At 37.2% G+C, this 24,763-nt stretch carries 16 protein-coding genes; 12 read left to right on the top strand and 4 right to left on the bottom strand.

What is annotated here, in order from left to right:
* Positions 1 to 10: 10 nt before the first annotated feature.
* Positions 11 to 718: a phosphatase PAP2 family protein gene (locus K350_RS0114255; protein WP_028980493.1), complete on the bottom strand. Its 708-nt coding sequence runs from the start codon at positions 716 to 718 to the stop codon at positions 11 to 13.
* A 283-nt stretch (positions 719 to 1,001) separates the two neighbouring features.
* On the opposite strand from K350_RS0114255, the gene K350_RS0114250 reads away from it, so the two are divergent.
* The 8 genes from K350_RS0114250 (at position 1,002) to K350_RS0114215 (ending at position 10,461) form a co-directional block, all read left to right on the top strand.
* On the top strand, positions 1,002 to 1,187 hold the full coding sequence (locus K350_RS0114250; RefSeq protein WP_028980492.1) for a hypothetical protein: 186 nt from the start codon (positions 1,002 to 1,004) through the stop codon (positions 1,185 to 1,187).
* Between the two features lie 562 nt (positions 1,188 to 1,749).
* Positions 1,750 to 3,603: an arylsulfatase gene (locus tag K350_RS0114245; protein WP_028980491.1), complete on the top strand. Its 1,854-nt coding sequence runs from the start codon at positions 1,750 to 1,752 to the stop codon at positions 3,601 to 3,603.
* An 11-nt stretch (positions 3,604 to 3,614) separates the two neighbouring features.
* Entirely contained in the window at positions 3,615 to 4,637 is a 1,023-nt protein-coding gene (locus K350_RS0114240; protein ID WP_051313148.1) for a glycoside hydrolase family protein, read from the top strand.
* Positions 4,638 to 4,662: 25 nt separating this feature from the next.
* Positions 4,663 to 6,945 (top strand): arylsulfatase, encoded by a 2,283-nt coding sequence (locus K350_RS28825; protein ID WP_037575719.1) that lies wholly within the window; start codon positions 4,663 to 4,665, stop codon positions 6,943 to 6,945.
* Between the two features lie 85 nt (positions 6,946 to 7,030).
* Positions 7,031 to 7,420: a rhodanese-like domain-containing protein gene (locus tag K350_RS0114230; protein WP_028980489.1), complete on the top strand. Its 390-nt coding sequence runs from the start codon at positions 7,031 to 7,033 to the stop codon at positions 7,418 to 7,420.
* A gap of 161 nt (positions 7,421 to 7,581) precedes the next feature.
* A complete protein-coding gene (locus K350_RS0114225; protein WP_028980488.1) occupies positions 7,582 to 8,151 on the top strand; it encodes an RNA polymerase sigma factor in 570 nt (189 codons plus the stop codon).
* Positions 8,148 to 9,194, top strand: a complete 1,047-nt coding sequence (locus tag K350_RS0114220) for a FecR family protein (protein ID WP_028980487.1) — start codon at positions 8,148 to 8,150, stop codon at positions 9,192 to 9,194. The genes K350_RS0114225 and K350_RS0114220 overlap by 4 nt, the downstream gene beginning before the upstream one ends.
* A complete protein-coding gene (locus tag K350_RS0114215; RefSeq protein WP_028980486.1) occupies positions 9,187 to 10,461 on the top strand; it encodes an STN domain-containing protein in 1,275 nt (424 codons plus the stop codon). Before K350_RS0114220 ends, K350_RS0114215 begins: the two co-directional genes overlap by 8 nt.
* Before the next feature lie 542 nt (positions 10,462 to 11,003).
* Here the strand turns inward: K350_RS0114215 and K350_RS0114210 are convergent.
* Together K350_RS0114210 and K350_RS0114205 are read right to left on the bottom strand one after the other, a co-directional pair.
* The gene (locus K350_RS0114210; protein ID WP_162144178.1) at positions 11,004 to 12,893 is read right to left on the bottom strand and encodes a LamG-like jellyroll fold domain-containing protein; all 1,890 of its coding nucleotides are present in this window, start codon (positions 12,891 to 12,893) and stop codon (positions 11,004 to 11,006) included.
* A 164-nt stretch (positions 12,894 to 13,057) separates the two neighbouring features.
* Entirely contained in the window at positions 13,058 to 13,900 is an 843-nt protein-coding gene (locus tag K350_RS0114205) for a DUF6597 domain-containing transcriptional factor (RefSeq protein ID WP_028980484.1), read from the bottom strand.
* A 666-nt stretch (positions 13,901 to 14,566) separates the two neighbouring features.
* Here K350_RS0114205 and K350_RS31265 point away from each other — a divergent pair.
* Positions 14,567 to 16,669: an endo-1,4-beta-xylanase gene (locus K350_RS31265; protein ID WP_162144177.1), complete on the top strand. Its 2,103-nt coding sequence runs from the start codon at positions 14,567 to 14,569 to the stop codon at positions 16,667 to 16,669.
* Between the two features lie 127 nt (positions 16,670 to 16,796).
* Here the strand turns inward: K350_RS31265 and K350_RS28815 are convergent, their stop codons facing one another.
* On the bottom strand, positions 16,797 to 17,225 hold the full coding sequence (locus tag K350_RS28815; RefSeq protein WP_245598661.1) for a transposase: 429 nt from the start codon (positions 17,223 to 17,225) through the stop codon (positions 16,797 to 16,799).
* 618 nt (positions 17,226 to 17,843) lie between these two features.
* Here K350_RS28815 and K350_RS0114185 point away from each other — a divergent pair.
* The 3 genes from K350_RS0114185 (at position 17,844) to K350_RS0114165 (ending at position 24,694) form a co-directional block, all read left to right on the top strand.
* Positions 17,844 to 18,296, top strand: coding sequence for a GNAT family N-acetyltransferase (locus tag K350_RS0114185; protein ID WP_028980482.1), 453 nt, complete (start codon positions 17,844 to 17,846; stop codon positions 18,294 to 18,296).
* A 435-nt stretch (positions 18,297 to 18,731) separates the two neighbouring features.
* Positions 18,732 to 19,826: an IS110 family RNA-guided transposase gene (locus K350_RS0114175; protein ID WP_028980481.1), complete on the top strand. Its 1,095-nt coding sequence runs from the start codon at positions 18,732 to 18,734 to the stop codon at positions 19,824 to 19,826.
* Positions 19,827 to 20,353: 527 nt separating this feature from the next.
* Entirely contained in the window at positions 20,354 to 24,694 is a 4,341-nt protein-coding gene (locus K350_RS0114165) for a DEAD/DEAH box helicase (RefSeq protein ID WP_028980480.1), read from the top strand.
* Positions 24,695 to 24,763: the final 69 nt, after the last annotated feature.

Here is a 24,763-nt window from a genome sequence, read left to right as displayed (position 1 = left end):
AAATTAATTCCTATTCAAATTGCTTAAGTGGATCAACTTTCTTTTGGTAATATTTTTCAAGTCGTTGAAGGACAAGGATAGATAATATTAGCCAAATATATCCGATAGCAAAACCTGCCAGTACATCACTGGCATAGTGTACGCCAAGGTAAACTCTGCTTAGGCCGATAAGGTGGATGATAAGAAGCAAGATAATGGTAATAATCCACCTTAATCCTTTTTGAGGCACTTCTTTCCATGTAAAGTAAATAAGCAAACCATAAAAGGAAAATGCAGTCATAGAATGCCCGCTTGGAAAGCTTAATCCTGAAGCTTCTGAAAGACGCTCTACTAATGGTCTTGGCCTGTTAAACAGGAATTTCAGGAAAAGATTCAATAGGAGACTTCCTATCACTACTACCGGCACTTTCAAGCTGTACCAGTGATGCTTCTTTATAAATAGAAAATAAAGAAGTAAAAGCACGAACATTACCGGAATGAATTCTCTAGAGGCTAGAAAACTCATTGCCTTCATAAATTTGGTCAATATTGGTGATGTAAATTGGTGAACCCATTGATAAACAAAATGGTCGAATTGATCCTGTTTGTCATAAAACAATTCTTTCACTATTACTCCAAATAAAAAAATAGAAGCAAAGAAAAGTATTCCTGTTATTAAAAATTCAATAGAGAAAAGCGTAATAATGGCAATGGTCTTTTTGTAAACCTTTTGGATCATAATGTGTAAACCTGGGGAATTCCCCTTTGTTTTCAGGTGTTAAATATATGCAATCTCTTGTTAGTCACCGTTTGTTAATGTAATATTCTTCTGATTGATTGTTTTAATTTTTATTGATTAAGTAGCTTATATACAATAGAATAACAAGGAAGGTGACTTTGTCGCACTGAATTGCTTGCTAGCAAATATCTGTTACCTGAAAATTTTCTCTTTTTTTAAAATATTTTTCTAGGCAAGCCGTCTATATCCTCAATAAAGAACTGATAAAAAAAAGAGCAGAGCTATGCAAAACGAAACCACCCTTTCATTCCCTGAAAATCCAGATGGGATCTTTTCTTTAAATCAAATCATTAAAACCGAAATCATACCAAGATTCAATTACCTGTCGGAAATCATCACTCCTGATGAGGAAGAGCTTGAAGAACTTGAAATGTTAAAAGAAATAATTCTTGGTTGTTTATTTTTTTGATAAAGGGAATAAGCAAATTTCAATAATGTTCTCCTGAAGGAAAATGAATTCCATACATCTTAATAATAAGTATTAATTACCTTCTTGATCATAGGTGAGTGAATACTCTTCTTTTATGAGTAATGTAAAGCTCTGTAAAAAGTGGTATTTTGCGTTTTTCCATTAACCAATATTTAATTTAAACTTTTAAAGGACCTCATCCTAAATCCTTCTCCTGAAGGAGAAGGACTTTGTAGTTTACCTTTATAATAAGCTTGTTCTCGCCATTTTACTTAAAACTTATTACTTAAAACTTTTTTGTTGGTATGATAAAAGTTTTAAGTAATCTCTTTTTTATTAGTTTACAATCAAATACGATATTTGATCTGTCGGAACGACAGAACCATCCATTAGAACCACAATCCGACAATTACACATTCCTGGTTGAAAGGAATGCAGGAATATCTCCACTCATATTCCTGAATACCCTCAGCATAATAAGTCATACCTGATTATAAGAAAATTCAGGGTATAACTCTTTTCTGTTGACAGATACATTTTCAATTATATAAAATATTATTTAATGAAGAGAAAGTTACTTTCAGCTTTGCTGATAAGCGCTGCATTATCATCATTTGCCCAAAATGAAGAACCGCAATGGAACGGGAAAATTAACAAATCCTGGAAAGCCTCCGAACCTCAAAAGGTAGAATATCTTAAGAAAGCAAAACCGGGAGCCCCAAACGTATTGCTAATATTACTTGATGATGTAGGTTTCGGAGCTACCAGCGCTTTTGGAGGTTTGATCAATACTCCGAATTTTGATAGCCTTGCAAATAATGGACTTAGATACACCAATTTTCATACTGCAGGTATTTGTTCTCCGACACGTGCGGCATTGCTTACTGGGAGAAATCATCATGCTGTCAAAATGGGATTATTCCCTAACTACCATTTAGGAGCTGATTTCCCTAGTTACGATGGACATATCCTTCCGGAAAACGGAACAATCGCAGAAGTGCTAAGGGACAATGGATACAGCACATATCAACTTGGTAAGTGGCATTTAACGCCCGATGAGGAAACTACTGATCTGGGGCCTTTTGTTCGCTGGCCATCCGGCAAAGGATTTGATCATAATTTCGGTTTTCTTGGTGGAGCTACTGACCAATACAAACCAGACTTAGTAGAAGACAATCAACACATCAAACCTGATGGAAGACATCTCAATGCCTTGCTCACTGACAAAGCTATAAGCTATATTGATAAACAAAATAGCATAGCTCCTGATAAACCTTTCTTTATTTATTATGCTACCGGAGCTGCTCATGCTCCTCATCAGGTAGATAAAGCCTGGAGTGATAAATACAAAGGTAAGTTCGATCAGGGTTGGGATGTATATAGAGAACAGGTTTTTGCAAATCAGAAGAAATTAGGTGTTATTCCTGCCAATGCAAAGCTCCCTGATCGTCATCCTTTAATTAAAGCCTGGAAAGATGTTCCTGCTGAAGAGAAAAAGTCTTTTGCACACTTCATGGAGGTCTATGCTGGCTTTCTTGAATACACAGACTATGAAATCGGACGTCTGGTAAGCCATTTGAAAACAACCGGTGAACTTGAAAATACTGCCATTTTTATCATTATTGGCGATAATGGCGGTAGCAAGGAAGGCTCTGAATATGGAGTAATTACCAAGACCAATAGGTTCAGCAATGCCGGCTTTACAAGAGACGAATACCGCAAATTCGTATTAAGCGAATTTGATAAGGTAGGAGGAAAAGAGGTGGCAAGTATTGCAAACTATCCATTAGGCTGGGCTCAGGCAACCAATACTCCTTTTAAACACTGGAAAGGCGATGCTAATTCTGAAGGAGCTACCCACAATCCTTTGATTGTTCATTATCCTAAAGGTATAAAAGAGAGAGGTGTAAGGAATCAATACAGTCACCTGATAGATATCTTTCCTACGATTACAGAAATTACCGGAGTTCAACAACCAGAAAATATCCGTGGATATAAACAAACTCCTCTTCAGGGAACGAGTCTTTTCTATACTGTAGCAAATGCAAACGCACCTTCAAGACATACACAACAGCATTATTGCATTTTTGCTAACAGAGCAATCTATAAAGACGGCTGGAAAGCTGCTGCAGCGCATAGACCTACTACACTTGAGTTATTTCCATATTCTGATGAACCTAAGACTACGCTTGACGGAAATCCGGATAATGATGTCTGGGAGTTGTTCAATCTGAATGAAGATTTTAACGAACGTGTTGACCTTGCAGCAAAATATCCTGAAAAACTAAGCGAGTTAAAAGCTCTGTTCGATTCGGAAGCTCGCAAGTATAATATCTATCCGCTTATAGACTTTGAACATGCTGCAATAAGACAGAAGCAGCTTCAACAAAAGCAAGCTGAAAAGCCTAGACAATAGTTTTTGTTTCTATGAAAAGAAATCTAGTATTAATAGCAAGTTTTTTAATCTTTAGCCTGAGCTCATTTGCTCAGGCTATCAGATTTGAACGATTTGAAAATAATCCTATTATATGGGATGAGCAATTGCAAGGTAAAGATGGAGAAGATATTAACGGTCCGTCATTGATAAAGGCCCCTGATTGGCTGCCTGATAAATTGGGGAAATACTATCTGTATTTTGCTCATCATAAAGGAAAGTATATCAGACTTGCATATGCTGATGATCTTAAAGGACCGTGGAAAATCTATCAGCCAGGTACTTTGCAGATTAACGAATGTCGTTGCAATGATGCCCCATACCCCAAAACTGAAAGCATACGGCACGATGGTGCTGAAAGTGAATCTGACGGAGTTACTCACATCGCATCACCCGACCTGCATGTTGATAATGTAAAAAAAGAACTGGTCTTGTATTATCATTGTCCGTTGGAGCATAAAGGTAAAAAGGGGCAATATACGCTTCGCGCAACAAGCAAAGATGGAATCAAATTTAAATCTGATACTACTGTTCTGGGAGAATCTTACTTCCGCGTATTTCAATGGAAGGGCGATTATTATGCTATTGGAAGATCCAGTCATGTATATAGGTCAAAAGATGGAAAGTCATCTTTTGAAAAAGGTCCTAATCCATTTGCCTTAATTCAATCACCTAACTCATTAAGACATTCAGCAATAAAGCTTGTGGGAGATACCTTATGGGTGTTTTATAGCCGTGTTGGTGATATGCCTGAACGCATATTGCTTACCAAAATAAAACTGGATAACGACTGGAATAAATGGAGTCCGGGAAAGCCTATAGAAATTGCAAAACCAGAAAAGGATTATGAAGGTGTAGACCTTCCGCTGACCGCATCTAAAGGTGGATTGTTTTATGGAAAAGTTCGTGAGCTACGTGATCCATACTTATATGAAGAGAATGGTAACTGGTATCTCTTGTACTCCGCTGCGGGTGAAAATTCAATAGCCATTGGTCAATTACACTTAATAAAATAATCATAAGAATCTTTCTTTTATTTAAATGAAAAAATCCTTATTTACATTTCTTCTGATATCTTTTGGCATTAGCGCTATAGCTCAGAAACATTCTGTGCAGCCATACAAAGGAAAGGTTGGGAAAACCCTTTCAGAAACACAACAATCATGGCCCGAAAAGGTAAAAGCTCCAAAGGGATCTCCAAACATTGTCTGGATTCTCTTAGATGATATAGGCTTTGGAGCTATCAGTGCTTTCGGAGGACTGATAGAAACTCCAACTCTGGACTCCCTTGCCAATAATGGACTTCGTTATACCAACTTTCATACTACTGCCATCTGTGCCCCAACCCGTGCAGCACTTCTAACAGGTAGAAATCATCATTCAGTGCACATGGGATTGTTTCCTGATAATGCCATAGGTACCCCTGGATATGATGCAGTTATTCCTTTTGAAAAAGGATTCATTTCTGAAATACTCAGAGAGAATGGTTACAACACTTATGCTTTAGGTAAATGGCATATTACACCTATTGCAGATCTTACTCCTGCTGGCCCTTTTAACAGATGGCCTACAGGAAGAGGATTTGATCATTTCTATGGATATCCATACAGAGGAAGCTCAGATCAATATCACTCACAGCTTTGGGAAGATACAAGGAGGCTAAACCAGGACAATAATGGAAAGCACTTTAATACATTATTGGCTGACAAAGCAATTGCTTATGTAAGCGAACAGAAATCTATTGATCCTGAAAAGCCTTTTTTCCTTTACTTTGCAACAGGGGCAGGACACGCTCCTCATCAGGTAGATAAATACTGGAGTGATAAATACAAAGGCAAATTTGACAAAGGTTGGGATAAATACAGAGAAGAAGTTCTTGCACGACAAATAAAAGCCGGAATAGTTCCTAAAAATACAGTACTTCCTGATCGCAATCCTGGCATCAAAAAATGGGATTCACTTTCAGTAGCAGAAAGAAAACTGTATACAAAGTTTATGGAGGTTTATGCCGGATTCCTTACACAGACAGACTATGAAATCGGTCGTGTTATTCGTCACCTTAAAGAAATAGGACAGCTTGATAATACTTTGATTGCAGTATCTGTCGGAGATAATGGAGCCAGTAAAGAAGGCACTTTTGTAGGTTTTGTAAACAGCTATGATCCATCCTGGACTGAAGAACAAATTCTTCAACAAAATATAAAAGACCAGGATCTGATCGGAACTGAATTCTCAAAAGCTAATTATCCACTCGGCTGGGCTGCGGCAACCAATGTCCCATTCCGTCAGTGGAAAACAGATGCCAATACCGAAGGAGGTACACGTAATCCGCTTATTCTTTTTTATCCTGAAAAAATTAAAGATAAAGGAGGTATAAGATCTCAGTACAGTCACATTAATGATATACTTCCAACTACTATTGAACTTGCAGGGCTTAAAATACCAGAGTCAATAGATGGTATAAAACAGGATCCTATCGAAGGCATAAGTCTGGCATATTCTATAAATGATCCTAAAGCTCCATCAAGAAAAACTCAACAATACTATGAAGTACTGGGTACCAGATCTATATACAAGGATGGATGGAAGGCCGGTGTTCTTCATAAGAGAGGAGAGGACTTCAGCAAGGATGTCTGGGAGTTATATAACCTCAACGAAGATTTTAATGAACGCTTTAATCTTGCTAAAAAGAATCCGGAAAAACTGAAAGAGTTACAAGCTTTATTCGATAGCGAAGCAGCGAAGTATAACATTTATCCATTGAAGGATGGCACCGGACCTATACCTACAGTTGGGCCTGGCTTATTTGATGGAAAGGAGCGGGTAATTCTGTACCCTGGTCTTTCAACAATAGTGGAATTGCCAGCGCCTAAAATTGCAGGCCGGTCATTCTCTGTTATAGCAGATATTGATGTTCCAGCTCAGGGATCAGAAGGTGTTTTGTTTTCAACAGGAGGAAGGGCAAGTGGTATAAGTCTGTTTATTCAGAACAATAAACCTCAGTTTATTTATAATACAGGTGTAGAGAAGTATGTGGTCAATTCCAATCAAATTATTCCATCTGGAAAATCATTGATCAGATTTGATTTTGATTTTACTGACGGCAAGCCTAGTGGCAGCGGAGTAGGAACATTGTATATTAACAATGTAAAAGCAGGGGAGTCAAAGATAACGAGAACAGTTTCGAGTCTCTTTGCACATGAAGGTTTAAATCTGGGCTTTGATGATTTAACACCTGTATCGGATACTTATAAAGCTCCGTTTCCATTTACAGGAAAACTAAATAAAGTAATCCTTGATTTTCAGACAAAAACTGCACAATAAAAAATTAATCTGTTATATTTCAGTTCTGATTTCCCCTTCGGCATAAGCTACCGAAGGGGCTTCTTTTTTAAAAAAAACTAACACTATGAAACTATATCTATTATTCGCATTCTGCTTATTAACTACAACCTTATTTGCTCAGCAGCCTTCACCATCAGGAAATGCCAATCAAGACTATAAAAAGTTAGTACAACAACTTAAGAAAGGTGAGGTATATCTTATAGATGTCCGCACACCTGAAGAGTATAATGAAGGTAATCTTGAATATTCTCAGAATATAGATTATAAAGGAGGAAACTTTAATGATAACCTTAACAAACTGGATAAGAAAAAGCCGGTATATGTGTATTGCAGGTCTGGAAACAGAAGTGGCAAATCGCTCGATTCACTTAAAGCTCTGGGATTTTCAAAGTATTATAACATCGGTGGATTTGAAAATCTGAAGGCCGAGGGAATGCCTGTAAAGAAGCAATAAATAAGATCATTATGGATTATTACTAACAGTACTCTTGTTTAAACAAGAGTACCGTTAGATCAGGTAGAATACTATCTGATTTATTTTTTATTTTGCTATTCCCATTCATTTTTATTACCTTTCCTTATTAAAGGCTATTTTTTAAGAGTATTTTCATATTTATGGAAAAGTCTGATATAGCAGAAGCAGCAAAAGGAGACCTTAAAGCATTTAAGAAAATCTTTGATTATTACCTGCCCCGAATGAGGCCGGTATGTTTGAGGTATGTCCATACTGCATTTGAAGCGGATGATGTCCTTCAGGAAGCTTTTGTTAAAGTTTTTCATAATATCAGAAACTTTAAATTTGAAGGATCCTTTGAGGGCTGGGTCAGGAGAATTGTTGTAAATACTGCCTTAGATCATTTTAAGAAAAACTCAGGTTATTACGGACATTTGAATATAGAACAGATTAACGAAAGTGAGACTGAAAGCGAGGAAATTGACCTTACAGACGCGGAACCTTCAGAACTTGTTTTATTAGTCAATAAGCTTCCAGAGGGCTACAGGATGGTTTTTAATCTATATGTATTTGAAGATTATTCTCATCGGGAAATAGCTGAATTGCTTGGTATTTCAGAAGGAACTTCAAGATCCCAATATTCTAAAGCAAAAAATTCTTTAAAAAAAATGATCGTCGGGCAACGATTTGAAGTAAAAAGCACTCTAATAAATAGATTAAATTCTAAATGAAAAACTCAAAAGAAACGGATCTTTTTAAAGAGGCGATACGGGAAAAATTCCAGGATGAATACCTTTTGACTGATAATGACAATGATGTTTGGAGCAAGGTTTCCCAGGAAATAAGTGATTCTAAATCTTTATCAGTAAATAAAAAGCTTAAGTGGTATTATGCAGCTGCAGCTGCTCTTGTTATAACAGGCGGCCTGGCTGTTGGTATTTTTGCTTTAAAACAAAATCAGACCTCAGCTCCTGAGATAACAGTTAAATCCATTGAAAGACCAATATCTCCTCCATCATCTTTAAATGATAATAAAATAGAGGAGAAGGCTTCTCCTTCTGCATCTTCATTAAACACGACTAAATCCAATCTCAATAATGTAGTTCATACATCTGCAAAGCCTGACTTTACAAATGCTGTGAAATATTTCTCTGAAGAGAAATCTATTATTCATAATCTTGAAGATGGATCTGTAGTTACATTAAATAATGCCACAGAGTTGGACAAGGAAAAAGTATTTCTCAATAATAGAAATGTCCAAATAAATGGTGAGGCATTCTTTGAAGTTAGTTCTGATAAAGATCATCCATTTACAGTCTACTTTGGCCAATATAAGCTTGTAGTAGTGGGTACAAAGTTTAATGTCCGAAACAGAAAAGATGAGAATTATAAGGAAATAACAGTTCTGGAAGGCATTGTAAAGGTATTTGATAACAGTACTCCGGATGGTATTCTTGTAACCAAAGGACAACAACTCACAATACCTGTTGAAGGAAATGCAATATTAAGACAGGTTGAGGCGGAAAATTTTCTATCATGGAAAACCGGAAAACTGGATTTTCGCAAGACCAAGCTGGAAGATATAGCTTTAATATTATCAAGAACCAAAGATGCGCAGATTACACTTGACAATAAGATAAAGAAATGTAAATTTACTGGAGATCTTTCCGGGCTTTCAATTGATGAGGCTATTCAGGTTATAACCCTGACCAATGCATTGAAAGTTGAAAAGACAGAAGGTAAATTTCATTTAACAGGAACCAGTTGTGAGTAAATGGGTATTCATATTTCTGCTGACCTTTACATTTTTCAAACTATCTGCTCAAACTTCTGAAACAGAAAAAGATTTTCTGCAAAACACCTCTATAAGTCTTCTGAACAGAGCAATTTATTTTGATTGCAAATCCGGAAGCCTGGATAATGCACTTATTAAACTTTTGTCTGAGCAGAACATATCCATTTCCTATTCCTATGACAGAGTGAAGGAGTTTACTGTTAAAGCAAAACTCTTCCAGTCAGCTGCCTTTTCGCAGGTTCTGGATTATCTTCTTTTAAATACCGGCTTAAATTATATTCTTGTAGGTAACATTATTGTTATAGTGCCGGATGAAAGAAAGAAGGAACCAGAAAAGTATTCCGACTCGATTGTTAAAAGTTCTGATAAATCCTACACTCATATCTATAAACCTAATCAGAATCTTGAATACCTTCCGTATTCAGAAAGACGAAAGATACGCAGACATTATAGAGAGGAACTGAGGTGGGCTGCAAAATTCAATCGCGAAAATAATATAATTGCAATTAATCCTGATTCCATCAATAAAGAAAATAAGAAGTACAATCAAAATGAAAGTAAAGGTCTTCCTCCTTTTTATATTTCGTTGGGTGTAGGATTTACTGAATACACCTCTAAGGTTAAGAGTAATGTAAAGTATAATGTAAATAAAGAGTTAAATTTACAGAGACTCGTTAAGACTACACCAGTGGGAAGTATTGAGCTTGGGTTACATCATGGTAATTTTCTTATTGGTACGGGTCTTGAGATGCGTTCTCTTAAAATTAATGGTTATGGAAGTGGTTTGGCTTTAATATCGAAAGGAGGACGTTGGGAATATGAAAACATCAAAGTTTCTTACAGTGATGTTTATTATATATTCAGTATTCCAATTCAGATATCTGCATTTACCATCTTGAAAAGGTTTGTTTTCAGTGGAGGTCTCAAAACCGGAATCAATTTTATTAATCCCCATGAGGTCAACGAGCAAAAATTTTCCGAGTATGTCGAATATAAATACAATGGGGAATCTTATAGCGAGGAAGCCAAAAGAATAACTCCTTTGTCAACTATTAAAGCAAATATAGGGTATCTCCTGGGAAAGCAAATGATCTTGACTGTAGGCTCTTCTTATAGTTATAATTTCCAATGGTTAACTAAAAATACTATTTATACGCTCTATCCGAATGGATTTACTTTTGAACTATCAGCCTCTTATTTTTTTGGTAAAAATGATTTAAATGACCTTCTCAAGATTAAGAAGTAGTTTGTTAGTTATTCAATAGTTTCTAATGGCTGCTTTATATTAATATAGCAAAGGTTTGGGCGGGAGAAAGGAAAATCTATTAAATGATGAATGGGGAGTACTAGTACGCAACCATCTTCAGCTTCTCATATGATTAAATGGTAGACTATGATGGTTGTTTATAGCTAGAGCCTCACAAGCATAAAGAGCAGGTTCCTGTCTCTTTCAATCTGAGACATCGTTCAATAAAGTAGAAAATTGACATATTCCTGATGTCATCAAAAGTGTCAGGAAAGACCTGAAACCACATTTAATGACCCAAAGGACAGTCGAAGAAAAAGGATGTTGTGGATCTTTAAGTCGGCAGGGGTGAAGAACAGCAATAATAGACTTTATCAGTTTTGGCAACAATACAATAGGGCAATAGAATTGAGTTCGAATGATATGATGGAGGAGCGCCTAGCATATATCTATCATAACTTCAAATCTTTTTGGGACTAACAATATAAAAAGGCTGGCTTTAAAGTCAAAGCCAACCTCTTTGCATATTACTCTAATGGGGCTTAATTTCTAATCATTTTTTGTCTTACCACAGCTCCTTCTTTAGTTTGCACCTCTACTATATACAGTCCGGGCATTCTCTCCCCTTCAATCATAATAGCATCTGTATTTTCAAAAGTTATAGTAGTTATGATATGCCCCTCCATAGAGGTCACGCGCACTATACCACTGATAGGTGCAAACAACTGAAGAACCAATGGTCCTGTGGATGGGTTTGGATATAAAGAGAAAACAGGTGATAATTTGTTTGCTATATCAGAAACAGCATTTACCGTAATGGTAATCGTTTCACTATCCTCTAGTTTGCCATCACTCACCGTAATAGTTATTTCATGATCACCTGACTGAGTATTATCCGGCTTCCAGCTAAAATTACCGCTTATAGCATCAATACTCATACCTTTGGCTAAAGAAGCAGCATCAAGGCTATAGCTTAATGAAGTGGGAGTTTCCTCATCGTCGGCAGTTACAATGAAACTTAGTTCGGTGTCTTCGTCGGTTGATTTGTTATCAATGGCTGCAAGTACAGGTGCCACATTACAAAATGAGCCTGTGACAATAGGAGAAGAATTTAGCCAGTTAGAGGTCGCTCCAATTAAAGAAAAATTGAGCAATGTTCCGTTGTTGTGATTATCTGTTGCATCAAAAAGAGAGGTGTAGGTATTGTTATTCCCGGTATTAATACCTTGGTTAAACTTATAATAAGCTTGCAGTCCTTGTTCATTACCTTTCAGTTCACAGCTCATCCCATTTACAATTTCTTTGGAAGAACGGGAGATGTTCCATATCCGAACTTCGTCCATGGTTACATTAGCATTACGACCTGATCCATGATAGGTTCCCAGCCTTAGATTGCTATTACTAACTCCTATCCCGGAAAGCTGGGGAATGGTTGCTTGTTTCTTTAGCACACCATTTACATAAATCGAAGCTGTTTTAGTTACACTATCCCATGTACAGGCTATGTGATACCAGGTATTTAACTGCAGCGTATTGGCGTTGGTATTGGTTTCTATCCAGGTTCCATTGCCCAGAAGAAAGTTTACAATACCACTGCCCCCTATGCGCAAAGCATAACCACTATTGCCAGTACTCGATTCTTTATTAATAACATTCCCCTCATAAATATTCGGTTTAAACTGATCAAATTTTACCATGGCCTCCAAAGTAAGACTTCCTGTTATTTGCAAAGATGCACCATTGCTGCAATCTACCCCATCATTGGTGCCATCAAAATGCAGGCTGTTGGCAGGCGAAGGGTCATCTGGTGTAACGGAGTTACAGTCATCATCTTTACCATTCAGTAATATTTCCGTTTTTCCCGGATGTATAGTAGCATCATTGTCATTGCAATCTCCTCCAGGTGCTGTGCCTGCTAAATAATAATTAACCGAACCATTGCTGGGATTGCTGCAGCTCTTTACAAAGGCATCGACTGTATAACCATCCCCATCTGCATCGGCATACCAGGTATCTGGTGTAGTTATAATGGCTGCATTATTATCATCGCAATCGCGATTACAGGATATACCGTCCCCATCTGCATTGGCATAAAAAGTTGCTTTAAACACTCCATATGCAGACTTAAAAGATGGAGTGATTAAGTATCTATAATACTGATTATCCACTTGTCCAGAATAAGTTAACCTGTATTCAATCCCTTTGCTTTCCATTATATATTCTGCAACTTCTTCTGCATCGGAAAACAGTTCATTAACTCCTTGAATGTTCCCTGCTGTGGTTATTCTAAACGCTATTTTGTTTGTATCTTTGTCAAAAGTTTGAGATGAATAAAGACTCTCGATAATTCCCTTGGGCAAGCATCCCTGCGCAAGCACTTTTGCTGTTTCTAAACTGAGAAGCAGACTGATTAAAAGTAAATTTTTCATCATAATAGGCATTGGATTAATTAATGTAAATAATATCTAGTTCATTTACAGGCATATGAACCTTAGTCAGTGAAATTAAATAATACCTCTGATAAAATTGTAAAAAATGCGAACAACAGATTTTCTGAATTAATAGTAGATTAAATCAAAGTAACTATGAATTGCTTTTAAGCAGTTTCCTCTGATTTTCTTTTTTCAATAATAAGGTAAAATCCACGGACAATAATATCGAATTGTGGATGAGTGTTTTTAAAGTATAAGTAAGGGTCTTCACCCAGATAGTAGCGAAAGTCTTTGAGAAAATGTGCACGATTATAAAAATCAAAGTTAGATAGCTGTTGTTCTCTGTCCTGAGAAATGGTTTCCAGTTTTTTAATGACTTCCAGAAAACGGATTCTCTTAGAAAAATTTCCTGGGCTATTGCCAATGCCATAAGAAAAATGTTTTTCGAGATAGCGCCTGCTACAATTATACTTCTTTGCAAGCACGTCTATGGAAATTTGTCCGCCGAGAATACATATATCTTCTATGCATTGCTCTATTATTGGAGGAATAGGAAAGAGAGCATCAAGCTTCTCTAAAAAGAAAGCATCGTGGGCCGCAGCTACTTCTTCGTCACTTTTTGCCCGCATTACCTTTTGAATGTACTCTTTGTTATCAACAAACTCACTCAATGGTTTAATATAATCTCTTACATCTTTGGCATTAGCACCCAGCAATTTATACATGCCTAAAGGTGTAAAGGCGATGCCCGTAAATTGGGTTTCCGGTAATATTTTAAATTTAAAATGTTGAAGTATATGTCCATGAAGGGTTGGTGCTTTAAAGAAGAATGTATTGTTTTTGATGTAAGTGGTAACCTCACCCTCCTTATAAAAAATCATCTGTGGATTGCCCACCGGAAATACCTTTATGTCTGCGGGAGCTGAGTGCATATTAAAATAAACTGTATAATAGGCTCGGATATAAGGTTTCAATTGACTCGAAGGATCTTGGTAGGTAACTCTCATGAAAGTATTATAATAACATCTGATAATAAAATAATCTTCCCAGCCGGCTCTTCCCAGGTCGGAATCTTTTAATCATAGTTTAATCAAAATATCCTCTCTAATGGTCAGAAAAAAGACTTTAAATTTAGCTGGTTAAAATTAAAAACAAAGGTAAGACAAATAAAAAACTGACTAAATAGTAACAGGAGCTGAAGTAAAAGCGCACCAAGGACTATTGGGTTTAAAAGTCATTACTTTTTATTTTGTTCTTATGTCATTGTGAAGTAGTCAAAGGGAAGGTGAAGGATCTCTGAAGGTTATCAAAAAGTCCTGTCTATAACAAATAAATTTTATTGCTATTGCAATAGTATTGTCAGATGTTTGGAGGATTATTTATATTCAAGCGCAATCAATTATTCTGGAAAGAAAGGGGGTGATTGATGTGGTGTTTATCGGGTAACAGCCAGCAAGTTAATAAGCTTGCTCTCATTTGAAGGCAGAAGTCAAATAGACTTCAGCCATTGTGGGTTGAAGTCTTCTGACTTCAACCAGAGAGGGAAAAGCAATATTTTTCACCCCTTGTGATTACTTTTCAATCCCCTTGTTTGTAGAGAGGTAATTTTTGTAATCATTTTGAATCACAACAGTATGAAAAAGAATCTTCTTAAGTTGTTTTATGTGGCAGGCATGATTTTGTCGCAAGTTTTATTTACGAATACTGCCAATGCCCAGTTAGGAAAATGTAAGGGAAAGTATTTGGGAAATATAGTCGCTTACAGTGTACATAGTAATTATACATCATTATGGAACCAAACCACATCTGAAAATGGCTCCAAATGGGGCAGTTGCGATAGGGGGAATGGCCAGTATAATTTTTCTAATTCCGATTTGGCGTATAATACAGCTAAAAATTCAGGGGGATTATTTAAGTTTCATGCTTTAATTTGGGGAGCACAAGCACCAGGCTATCTCAAAAATGCACCTGCAGAACAAATTGAGACGGCTATAAGAAATTGGTATAAAGCGGTTGAAGATCATTATAAACCTATGGGTGGTTTAAATTTTATTGATGTATTGAATGAACCAGTTAATACGCCCATTAATAGAGAAATTACAAACTTAAAGGCTGCCTTAACATTAGGCTATCAAAGGGAAGCTGCTAATGCCAATGATTTAAATAATCCTTACGGTTGGGCAATATGGCCTTTTCAGTTGGCAAGGAAACATTTTCCGAATGCCACACTTTTAATTAACGAGTTTAATACAGAGCATAACTGGGGAAATTGTCGTGCAGAATACATAAAGATGTCGAATGCAATTAAAAATGCTCCCAATCTTACTGACGGAAAAAAGAATTTGATTGATGGTATCGGACTTCAAGCTCATGGTATGAACGGACAACTTAATTTGTCTGCGGCAAATTTTAAAGCTTGTTTGGATGAAATATGGAGTAAAACGAATTTACCGCTTCATATTACGGAACTTGATCTTGTTGCAGATCCAAATGAAGCTGCTCAAAAAACTAAGTATCAGGAATTTTTTACAATTGCCTGGGAACATCCTCAAGTTGCTGGTATTACATTATGGGGTTATGTGCAGGGTGCAACATGGATTCCAGGTAATGGCGTAAAAGGTTCAGGCGGTACTGACTCTGGAATTCAATATGCTGACTTAACAGATCGACCGGCCATGACTTGGTTAAAACAATATATGGCCTCAAGACCAAGCCTTTCTTGTTGCCCTGCACCTGCGCCTTTTGCAGCCTGTAATGGCAGCAATCCACCAACCGTTGCATTCACTTCTCCAGCTAACAACGCCTCATTTACCCAAGGCACGGCAATCACACTTACTGCAACCGCCACTGATGCGGACGGATCTATAGCTAGTGTTAAATTTTATGATGGTGGAACCTTATTGACGACCGACAACTCTTCTCCATATAGTTTTAGTTGGACCAACGCAACAGCTGGCACACATACTATAAAGGCTGTAGCTACCGACAACTCCGGAAATACCACTGAAGCCGTGATCACGATCAAAGTGAACGTGCCACAAGGCCCTTACAACGGTACCGCTTGGCCCATTCCTGGCATCATACAACTAGAAAACTATGATGTGGGGGGAAATACATTTGCATACTCTGACGGCACTTCGGGCAATCAAGGTGGAGCCACTTTCCGAACCGATGAGGACGTGGACATTGAGACCTGTACGGATGCGGGAGGTGGATACAATATTGGTTGGGCTACGGCAGGTGAATGGACTGAATACACAGTAAATGTAACAAAATCAGCTAATTACGATATAACGCTTCGCGTAGCTTGCGAAGGAACCGGGCGTACAGTAGCTGTCGCCATGGATGGGGCAAACCTGCCAAACGCCGGTGCAATTGCCATTCCAAACACAACAGCTTGGCAAACGTGGACAACAGTAACCATACCTAATGTTTCATTAACAGAAGGCCAAAAAATCATGCGCCTTACCATTGGGACTACTGACTATGTAAACCTCAATTACATAGAGTTCAAGGAATCCATCGTCACAGGGATTGAAGATGTAGTAGGCCAAAATAAAGAGAACATTTATCCTAATCCGTTCACCAACGAAGGACTGCAAATAAAACAACCAGGGGAATTCGGATATAGAATCACCGACTTGCATGGTACAGTGGTAGAGCAGGGCAAAGGGGCCTACAATGAAACAATCGGTAAAGAAATAGCCCCAGGGATTTATTTTTTGACCATAGATGGGCAGAATAGTTCGTCCAATTACAAAATAATCAAGCAATAGATTTGCGTTTATAAAGGCATACAAATTAAAAATTCAAGATAGATTTCAAAAATAGAGGCTGCCCTTTTGAGGCAGCCTCTATTTTTTTAGTACATTAAATAACCGGCCGGAATCTTTTAATCACAGATTAACCAAAATATTCCCTGTAATCTGTGATAAATGAATATCTTTTATCGCCTTCCAAATAAAACGATGCAGGGGACCACAGATAATCTTCCGGCCTTTTTACTAAACTCCAATTCACCCCTAAAGGATTATTGTGAATATAATCTATCTTTTGTTCCACCTTTTTCTTACTATTCATTAATATTGCCATTGGATCCCTTTTCCATATCCTGTAATTTCTATCCTTTGTCTTTTCAATAAAATAATCCAAAACCTTGGGATGATGTTCTTTCAAATCATTCACAAAATGATGGGCCGTAATCTTATTAAAACTTGCACTTGGTTTTTCCTTTCCGTTTAGCTTGTTTAATTTCCAGATCAAATGAAGATGATTAGGCATTATGACAAAACAATAAATAGTTACCAATTCTTTCTCTACTAGTTCTTTCATTAGATCGATAATGAATTCCTTGTACTTATCCTGAGAGAGCAATGATTTCCAATCTTTAATTGTAGCTGTCCAAAAGTAACCTCCTCAAGATTCATCTGGGAGATACGACGTTCCTTTAATAAAAAATTATACATAATTATTAGCTGGTTTAATTCAAAAATAAAAAGGAATGATAAGTAAAAAAAGTGACCCAGTATTATTTAATACAGCACTTTTGGAAAGATTCCGTCCGGTGCAGACACCGGCCGGGGAGCAATCAGCAGAATGGATATGGGTAAGGAATTTAATATCAATCTTCATTTTAAAAGAATAACTGCGAAGAAGGAAATTTTAGATGGTATTATTATTTCAGAGAAATTATGGAAATGCAATGGTTTTATGAGGGATGAAGAGGTTTTTGTTAATGCGAGGTGAAAGGCATGTTTTATTCATTCGACTGCAATTTTTAATAAGAATTGCTAGTTTTATGAATATTTAATATTTCGACTCTTCAATTGAGGCTTAATAGTTCCCGACCTGCAGTTAAAACTTGATTGCCTTTTTGCGGGTGGGAGTGAGGAGACTTTAGGAAGATAAGGAAGGGCAATAGATTAGCAGTGGATAAACAAGAATAAAATAGTGATCTATAAAGTTGAGAATACAGAGTATAAAGAATTAGTTTCAGTTTGGGAATCTTCTGTGAAAGCAACACATGATTTTTTGAAGATTGAGGATTTTAATTTTTATAAAGAACTAATTCCAAGTTTTTTTGACAGTGTATCATTGCATTGTGTAAAGAATGTAAAACATCAGATTATTGGATTTATCGGGACTAATGAAGATAGTTTAGAAATGTTGTTTGTTGCTGCAAATGAAATTGGAAAGGGTATTGGGAAGACTCTTTTATTGTATGCAATTGAGAACCTTAGCGTGACAAAGGTTGATGTCAATAAAGATAATTTACAAGCAGTCGAGTTTTATATTCATTTTGGTTTCAGGGTGAAATCTGTTTCTGATATAGATGGATTTGGAAAGCCTTACCCAATTTTACATATGGAATTGACAAGCAACTACTGCCAAACAAGCATTTAAAAAATGCATAATAGTTTTAATGGTGATAAAAAGCTGGAAAAAGAATTGGTAAATCTTAAATCTACCTGCAAGAATAATGATTTGAAAAATTAATGATCACTCAAATGAAATGCTTTAGTGTTGGGATATCATCATTCACTAAGTCAACTTTATGGAAAGGTTCTTGCAGGGGAAAATTGTGGCCTCATATCTTTGATTAGAGAATAAAAAGTACAATTTTATATTTCCAAATTGGCAGTTGGAAGGCACCTCGAATTGTGGTAAAATATGCATTAGCAATATTGTCTGACAGGAATATCCTTCTGACTGTTTTCTTCCAAAGTTTGAATAGTACCTAAAGATATTGTTTTAAGAGCAATAATCTTGAATTTATATGAGCAAAAACTACTGAAGAAATCCATTTGGAGTAAATTGTTTCACTAAACTCTATAATCTATGACTAATCTAAAGTATTCAGTTGGGATTGATGGATCAAAGAAAGATTTTAAAGCTTGCATATCTGTTATAAATGATATGCAAGAGGTAAAGGTTAAAGCATCTGGGACCTTCACAAATAACCTTGGAGGATTTGAGTTATTTTTTAAGTGGGTCAAGAAGAATTCTAAAGAAGATTTACCTGTTTTTTATTTAATGGAGGCTACTGGAGTTTATAATGAACAGTTGGCTTGGTATTTATATCAAAACGGTCAAAAGTGCAGTGTTATCCTTCCCAACAAAGCAAAACGATATCTTCAAAGTTTTGGATTAAAAAGTAAAAATGACAAAATAGATGCACAAGGCTTATCAAGAATGTGTGCTGAACAATCTATAGCTCTTTGGCAACCTTTAAGTAAGAATATATATACTTTGCGAAGCTTAACTCGACTTCATGAAAGTCTTCATAAGCAAAGGACTATATTGAACAATCAATTGCATGCTATCGAATATAGTATGTATGAATTAAAAACTGTGACTAAGGGTTTGCAAGATACTCTTAAAGCAATCGATAAACAACTGGTTATTGGGGAGAAACAAATTAAAGGTCTTATTAATGAAGATATTAATTTGAGAGGAAAGTATGAAATGATTAATAAGATTAAAGGAGTTGGATTATTAACCTTTGCTGTTATCATAGCAGAAACGAATGGATTTGAAATCTTTGCTAATCAAAAGCAACTTGTAAGTTATTCAGGATATGATGTGGTCGAGAATCAATCAGGAACAAAAGTCGGCAAATCTAGAATTTCCAAAAAAGGAAACACTCGAATAAGGAGAATTTTACATATGCCTGCATTATGTGTAGTTACGCATAATGAACCAGTTTTTAGATCACTATTTGAAAGGGTTTATTCAAACTCAGGTGTCAAGATGAAAGCTTATGTCGCGGTACAAAAGAAGTTACTTTGTTTAATTTATACATTATGGAAAAGAAATGAAGTATATGATCCTAACTACAAAATCACTAAAAATACTTCTGGTAATGATGAGCCTAAGCCTTTTCTTTCGCTTGGCTCCGCAGGAGACAAAATAAGTAGCCTCAGCATAGGCTAAGGCTACACAAGATAAACTTCCGTGCAACGAATCGCCTGAAGCTTTCTTTCGCTAATTGTAAATTTATTAAAATAATTATAAAAATCAATTTGGATTTTAAGACAGTACCTGTCAGGGGACTGGCCACGGAGTAGAGTATTTTGTGACTATCAGATCCTTCGCAGGGCTCAGGATGACAAAACGGCTGATTGTGGTTTACTAAATCAATGTTAGGTTGATGGCTATGGTGCAGACACCTGCCGGGGAGGGAGCATAAATTCTCCAGTTATATTGGATATAAATACAATTGAAATTTTTATAACCCAAAATAAAGCATTAGCCAAAAAAATCCTGTTAATCATTGTAATCCAGCACTTGGTTATACCTTCTAACTGTTTGATTAACAATGATGTTTTTTTAATGCTTAATCCCGATTAAAAATTATCTGTTTTTCAGGAGTTTATTTGACTTCTGTTTTGTTTTAGAAGGTGAGGTTTCTTTTCCTCATCAAAATAAGGTAACTTTTACCATAACTATCGGAAATACTAATGCTATCGGACAAATTTCATCCTGCTGTTGCTTCCTGGTTTACCCAAACCTTCAGTCAGCCGACTAGTGTGCAGACTCAGGCCTGGAATGAAATTAAAAAAGGAAAATCAGTTTTAATTGCAGCACCAACAGGATCTGGTAAAACATTGGCTTCTTTCATGTCAGCTATTGATGACCTTGTAAAGCAAGGATGTAAAGGAGGACTGGAGGATGCGACACAAGTCATTTATATTTCTCCTCTTAAAGCCCTGAGTAATGATATCGAAAGAAACCTTCAGTTTCCATTAAAGGGGATTTCAGAAGAGCTTGTCAAAACGGGTTGTCCGGATGTAAAGATCAGAGTCGGAGTCAGGACCGGAGATACAACTACTGTTGAACGCAGTTCTATGATCCGGAAGCCTCCACACATCATTGTAACTACTCCTGAATCTCTTTATCTATTGCTTACAAGCGTCAACGGAAGAAAGATTCTTTCAACTGTAAAATCAGTAATTGTAGATGAGATACACAGTATTGTTGGGAGCAAGAGAGGAAGTCATTTATCTTTGTCTCTTGAGCGTCTTCAGCATCTTACAGAAAATAAGCTTATAAGAATAGGTATTTCCGCTACTCAGAAACCAATAGAAAAAGTAGCAGAATTTCTTATGGGAAATGCTCAAAAGAGGCCATGTAAGATCATCAATACAGGCCATAAAAGGGCTATGGATCTTACCATTGAGGTTCCTGGTTCTCCTCTAACATCTGTTATGTCCCATGAAGTCTGGGGAGAAATATATAACAGATTAGAAGCATTAATTCTTGAACATAAGACCACACTCATTTTCGTCAATACAAGAAGACTTGCAGAACGACTGGCGCTACATTTAACAGAACGACTTGGTCCTTCTGCTGTAACTGCGCATCATGGTAGTATGTCCAAGGAGCAAAGATTTGATGCAGAGCAGAGATTAAAGTCAGGAAGTTTAAAGGCTTTGGTAGCTACATCCTCTCTGGAATTGGGGATTGATATTGGCTTCGTAGATCTGGTTTGTCAGATAAGTTCTCCAAGGTCCATTGCTGCTTTTCTTCAAAGAGTTGGTCGTTCAGGTCACTCTGTGGAAGGTAGACCGAAAGGCATGTTGTTTCCTTTGACAAGAGATGAACTACTTGAATGCACTGCCATTTTTGATTCTGTCAGAAGGGGTGAACTGGATGCAATTGTAATGCCGGAAAAGCCTATTGATATTCTCGCCCAGCAAATTGTTGCAGAAGTTGCATCTGAAGAGCAGGATGAAGATGCTCTTTTTGAAATGCTTCGAAGCGCATATCCATTTCGCGAGCTTTCAAGAAAAGAGTATGATGAAATAATCAACATGCTTTCGGACGGTTTTACAACCAGAAGGGGAAAAAGGGGCGCTTATATTTTTCATGATGTCGTTAATAAAAAACTGAGAGCGAGAAAAGGAGCAAGATTAACAGCAATAGTAAACGGAGGAGCAATCCCAGATAATTTTGACTTTGATGTTATCAAGGAACCGGAAAATATCTTTGTAGGAACCTTGAATGAAGATTTCGCTATCGAAAGTTTACCCGGAGATATTTTTCAGCTTGGTAATGCTTCCTATAGAATTACAAGAATAGAAAATAGTAAAGTAAAAGTTGAGGATGCCGCAGGGCAACCTCCTTCATTGCCATTCTGGCTGGGCGAAGGTCCAGGGAGGACGACAGAGTTATCAGATGCCGTATCAAGAGTTCGGGAGATTGTATCTGATCTTATTGGTGAGGTTGATGAATTTTCTCTAAAGGATGATGATAACACTTCCTGGAAAACCAAAGGAATTGAATGGTTGGTAAAAGATGTAGGCCTTTGTGAGGCAGGAGCAGATCAGCTGGTTACTTATCTCGCATTATCAAAAGTTGCTCTTGGCACTGTGCCTACTCAGAAAAGACTGGTATTAGAACGTTTTTTTGATGAAGCAGGTGATATGCATCTTATTGTACATTCTCCTTTTGGTAACAGGGTAAACAGAGGCTGGGGATTGTCTTTAAGAAAAAGATTTTGTAAGAAGTTTAATTTTGAGCTCCAGGCGGCAGCAACAGAAGATGCAATAATTCTTTCTTTAGGCTCTACTCACAGCTTTCCACTGGAAGAAGTTTTTAATTATCTGAAAGAACAATCTGTTGAGGAAATATTAATTCAAGCCTTGCTTGATTCTCCGATCTTTGAGATCAGATGGAGGTGGAATGCCAGTGTTGCGCTTGCAGTTTTAAGAAGAAGAGGCGGGCAAAAGATGCCTCCGCAGTTGCAGCGCATGCAGTCAGAGGATCTTGTTGCTCTGGTATTTCCTGATCAGTTGGCTTGTTTTGAAAATATACAAGGAGAAAGAGAAGTACCTGATCACCCTTTGGTAAATCAGACAATCCATGATTGTCTCACAGAGGCAATGGATATTGATTTGTTGAAGGATGTATTAAAGCGAATAGAAAAAAGAGAAGTGGAGCTTGTTGCCAAAGACCTTCGGGAACCTTCTCCGCTTGCCCAGGAAATACTAACAGCCAGACCTTATGCTTTTCTGGATGATGCACCGCTTGAAGAAAGAAGAACAAGAGCAGTATTGAGCAGAAGATGGCTGGATGCTTCAGAAGCTGATGATCTTGGCAGATTGGATGCTGCTGTGATTGAACTTGTTAAATCAGAAGCCTGGCCTGTCGCATCATCACCGGATGAATTGCAGGATGCATTAAGCATGCTTGGATACATCACTGAAGAAGAAATGAAACGAGGAGATGGAAGATTTTCATGGGATGAGTTTTTTCAGGTCCTGACAAAAGAACAGCGTGCAGGTATATTTAAAACTTCCAATGGTAATAAACTATGGATTTCGATTGACCGGATTCCGCAATATGAATCGATTTATAAGGACTTTAAATTAACTCCTTCTTTGCCTGTACCCGATAGGCTCAGGGAAAAGAAGTGGACGAAGGAAGATGCTCTAAAGGAAATAGTCAGAGGAAGACTGGAAGGGTTAGGTCCTGTTACAGAAGAGGAGCTGGCAAGTCAAATGGACACTTCTCAAAGTGACATCAACTATGCAATGCTCACGTTAGAGCAGGAGGGATTTGTTTTCAGAGGTACCTTTAATCCTGGCTCTAAATCCATTGAATGGTGCGAAAGAAGGCTTTTATCAAGGATACATCGGTATACACTCCAAAAGCTTAGAAAAGAGATTGAAGCTGTTTCTCCTGCAGATTTTATGCGGTACCTCACCGAATGGCAAGGCTTGTCTTCAGAGCAGGCAGAGGGCCCACTTGCGGTAGAAACTGTTCTTTCAAAGCTGGAAGGGTTTGAAGCTTCCTCAGCAGCATGGGAATCTGAGATACTTCCTTCAAGAGTTGCCAATTACAATCACACATGGCTGGACTTTTGCTGCATGAGCGGGAAATATGTCTGGGGAAGGATCGGCAAAACAGATGGTGCTGTTAAAAAACTTAACTCACCGATCAAGACGACTCCTGTTATGTTAGTCTCCAGAAAAAATGCTGAAGTATGGAAATATGATTCGGGCAATAATAATGCTCCTGAACTTTCAGCAAAAGCCTTACAGGTTGTAAACTTTCTGAAAGAACGAGGTGCTTCATTTTTTGACGATATTGCTACAGGAACAAGATTATTCGATTCCCAGACAGAAGAGGCGATTGCAGAGCTAGTCTCGGCAGGGATTGTGAGTTCAGATAGCTTTACCGGACTACGAGCTTTATTGGTTCCATCCAAATACAAGTTGGAATCTTCTACACGAAGAACTGTACCATTCACAATGAGTGATTCAGGAAGATGGAGTCTTATCAGGAATGAATTTCATGAAGAGCCTTCTAAAGATAGGTTTCTTGCAATGACAGCCAATGTATTATTAAAACGTTATGGAGTTGTATTCAGGAAGCTGGCAGAACAAGAATTAATAATGCCACCATGGAGAGATCTTGTAAGAACTTTCAGGAAAATGGAGGCCCGTGGCGAAATAAGAGGAGGGCGATTTGTGGATGGCGTTTGGGGTGAACAGTTTGCTTTACCAGAAGCAGTCACCATGTTAAGAGATGCCCGTAAAAAAGAATTAAGTGGATCATTGGTTGTCGTTTCTGCTGTAGATCCATTAAACCTGACAGGAGTATTGCTTCCTGGAAAAAGAGTTACCGGATACTTTGGAAACAGAATATTATTGAAAGATGGCGTACCTGTGGCAGTGCTTGAAGGCGGAGAAGTAAAATTTTTAGAGGAGTTTGAAAAAATGGAAAAATGGGAGCTTCAAAACCTGCTTATCCGCAAGAATATAGCCCCTGAATTAAGAACTTATCTTGGAGTGTAATTTACTGTATATGAGTTAATTTTTGGTAAACTAAACAATTGGTATTCTGATTTAATAAATTTATTTGTT

Origin of the sequence: Sporocytophaga myxococcoides DSM 11118 (genome assembly GCF_000426725.1) — a bacterium.
GTDB lineage: Bacteria > Bacteroidota > Bacteroidia > Cytophagales > Cytophagaceae > Sporocytophaga > Sporocytophaga myxococcoides.
Note: the sequence above shows the minus strand (reverse complement) of the source record. Positions and strands in the feature narration are given on the sequence as shown.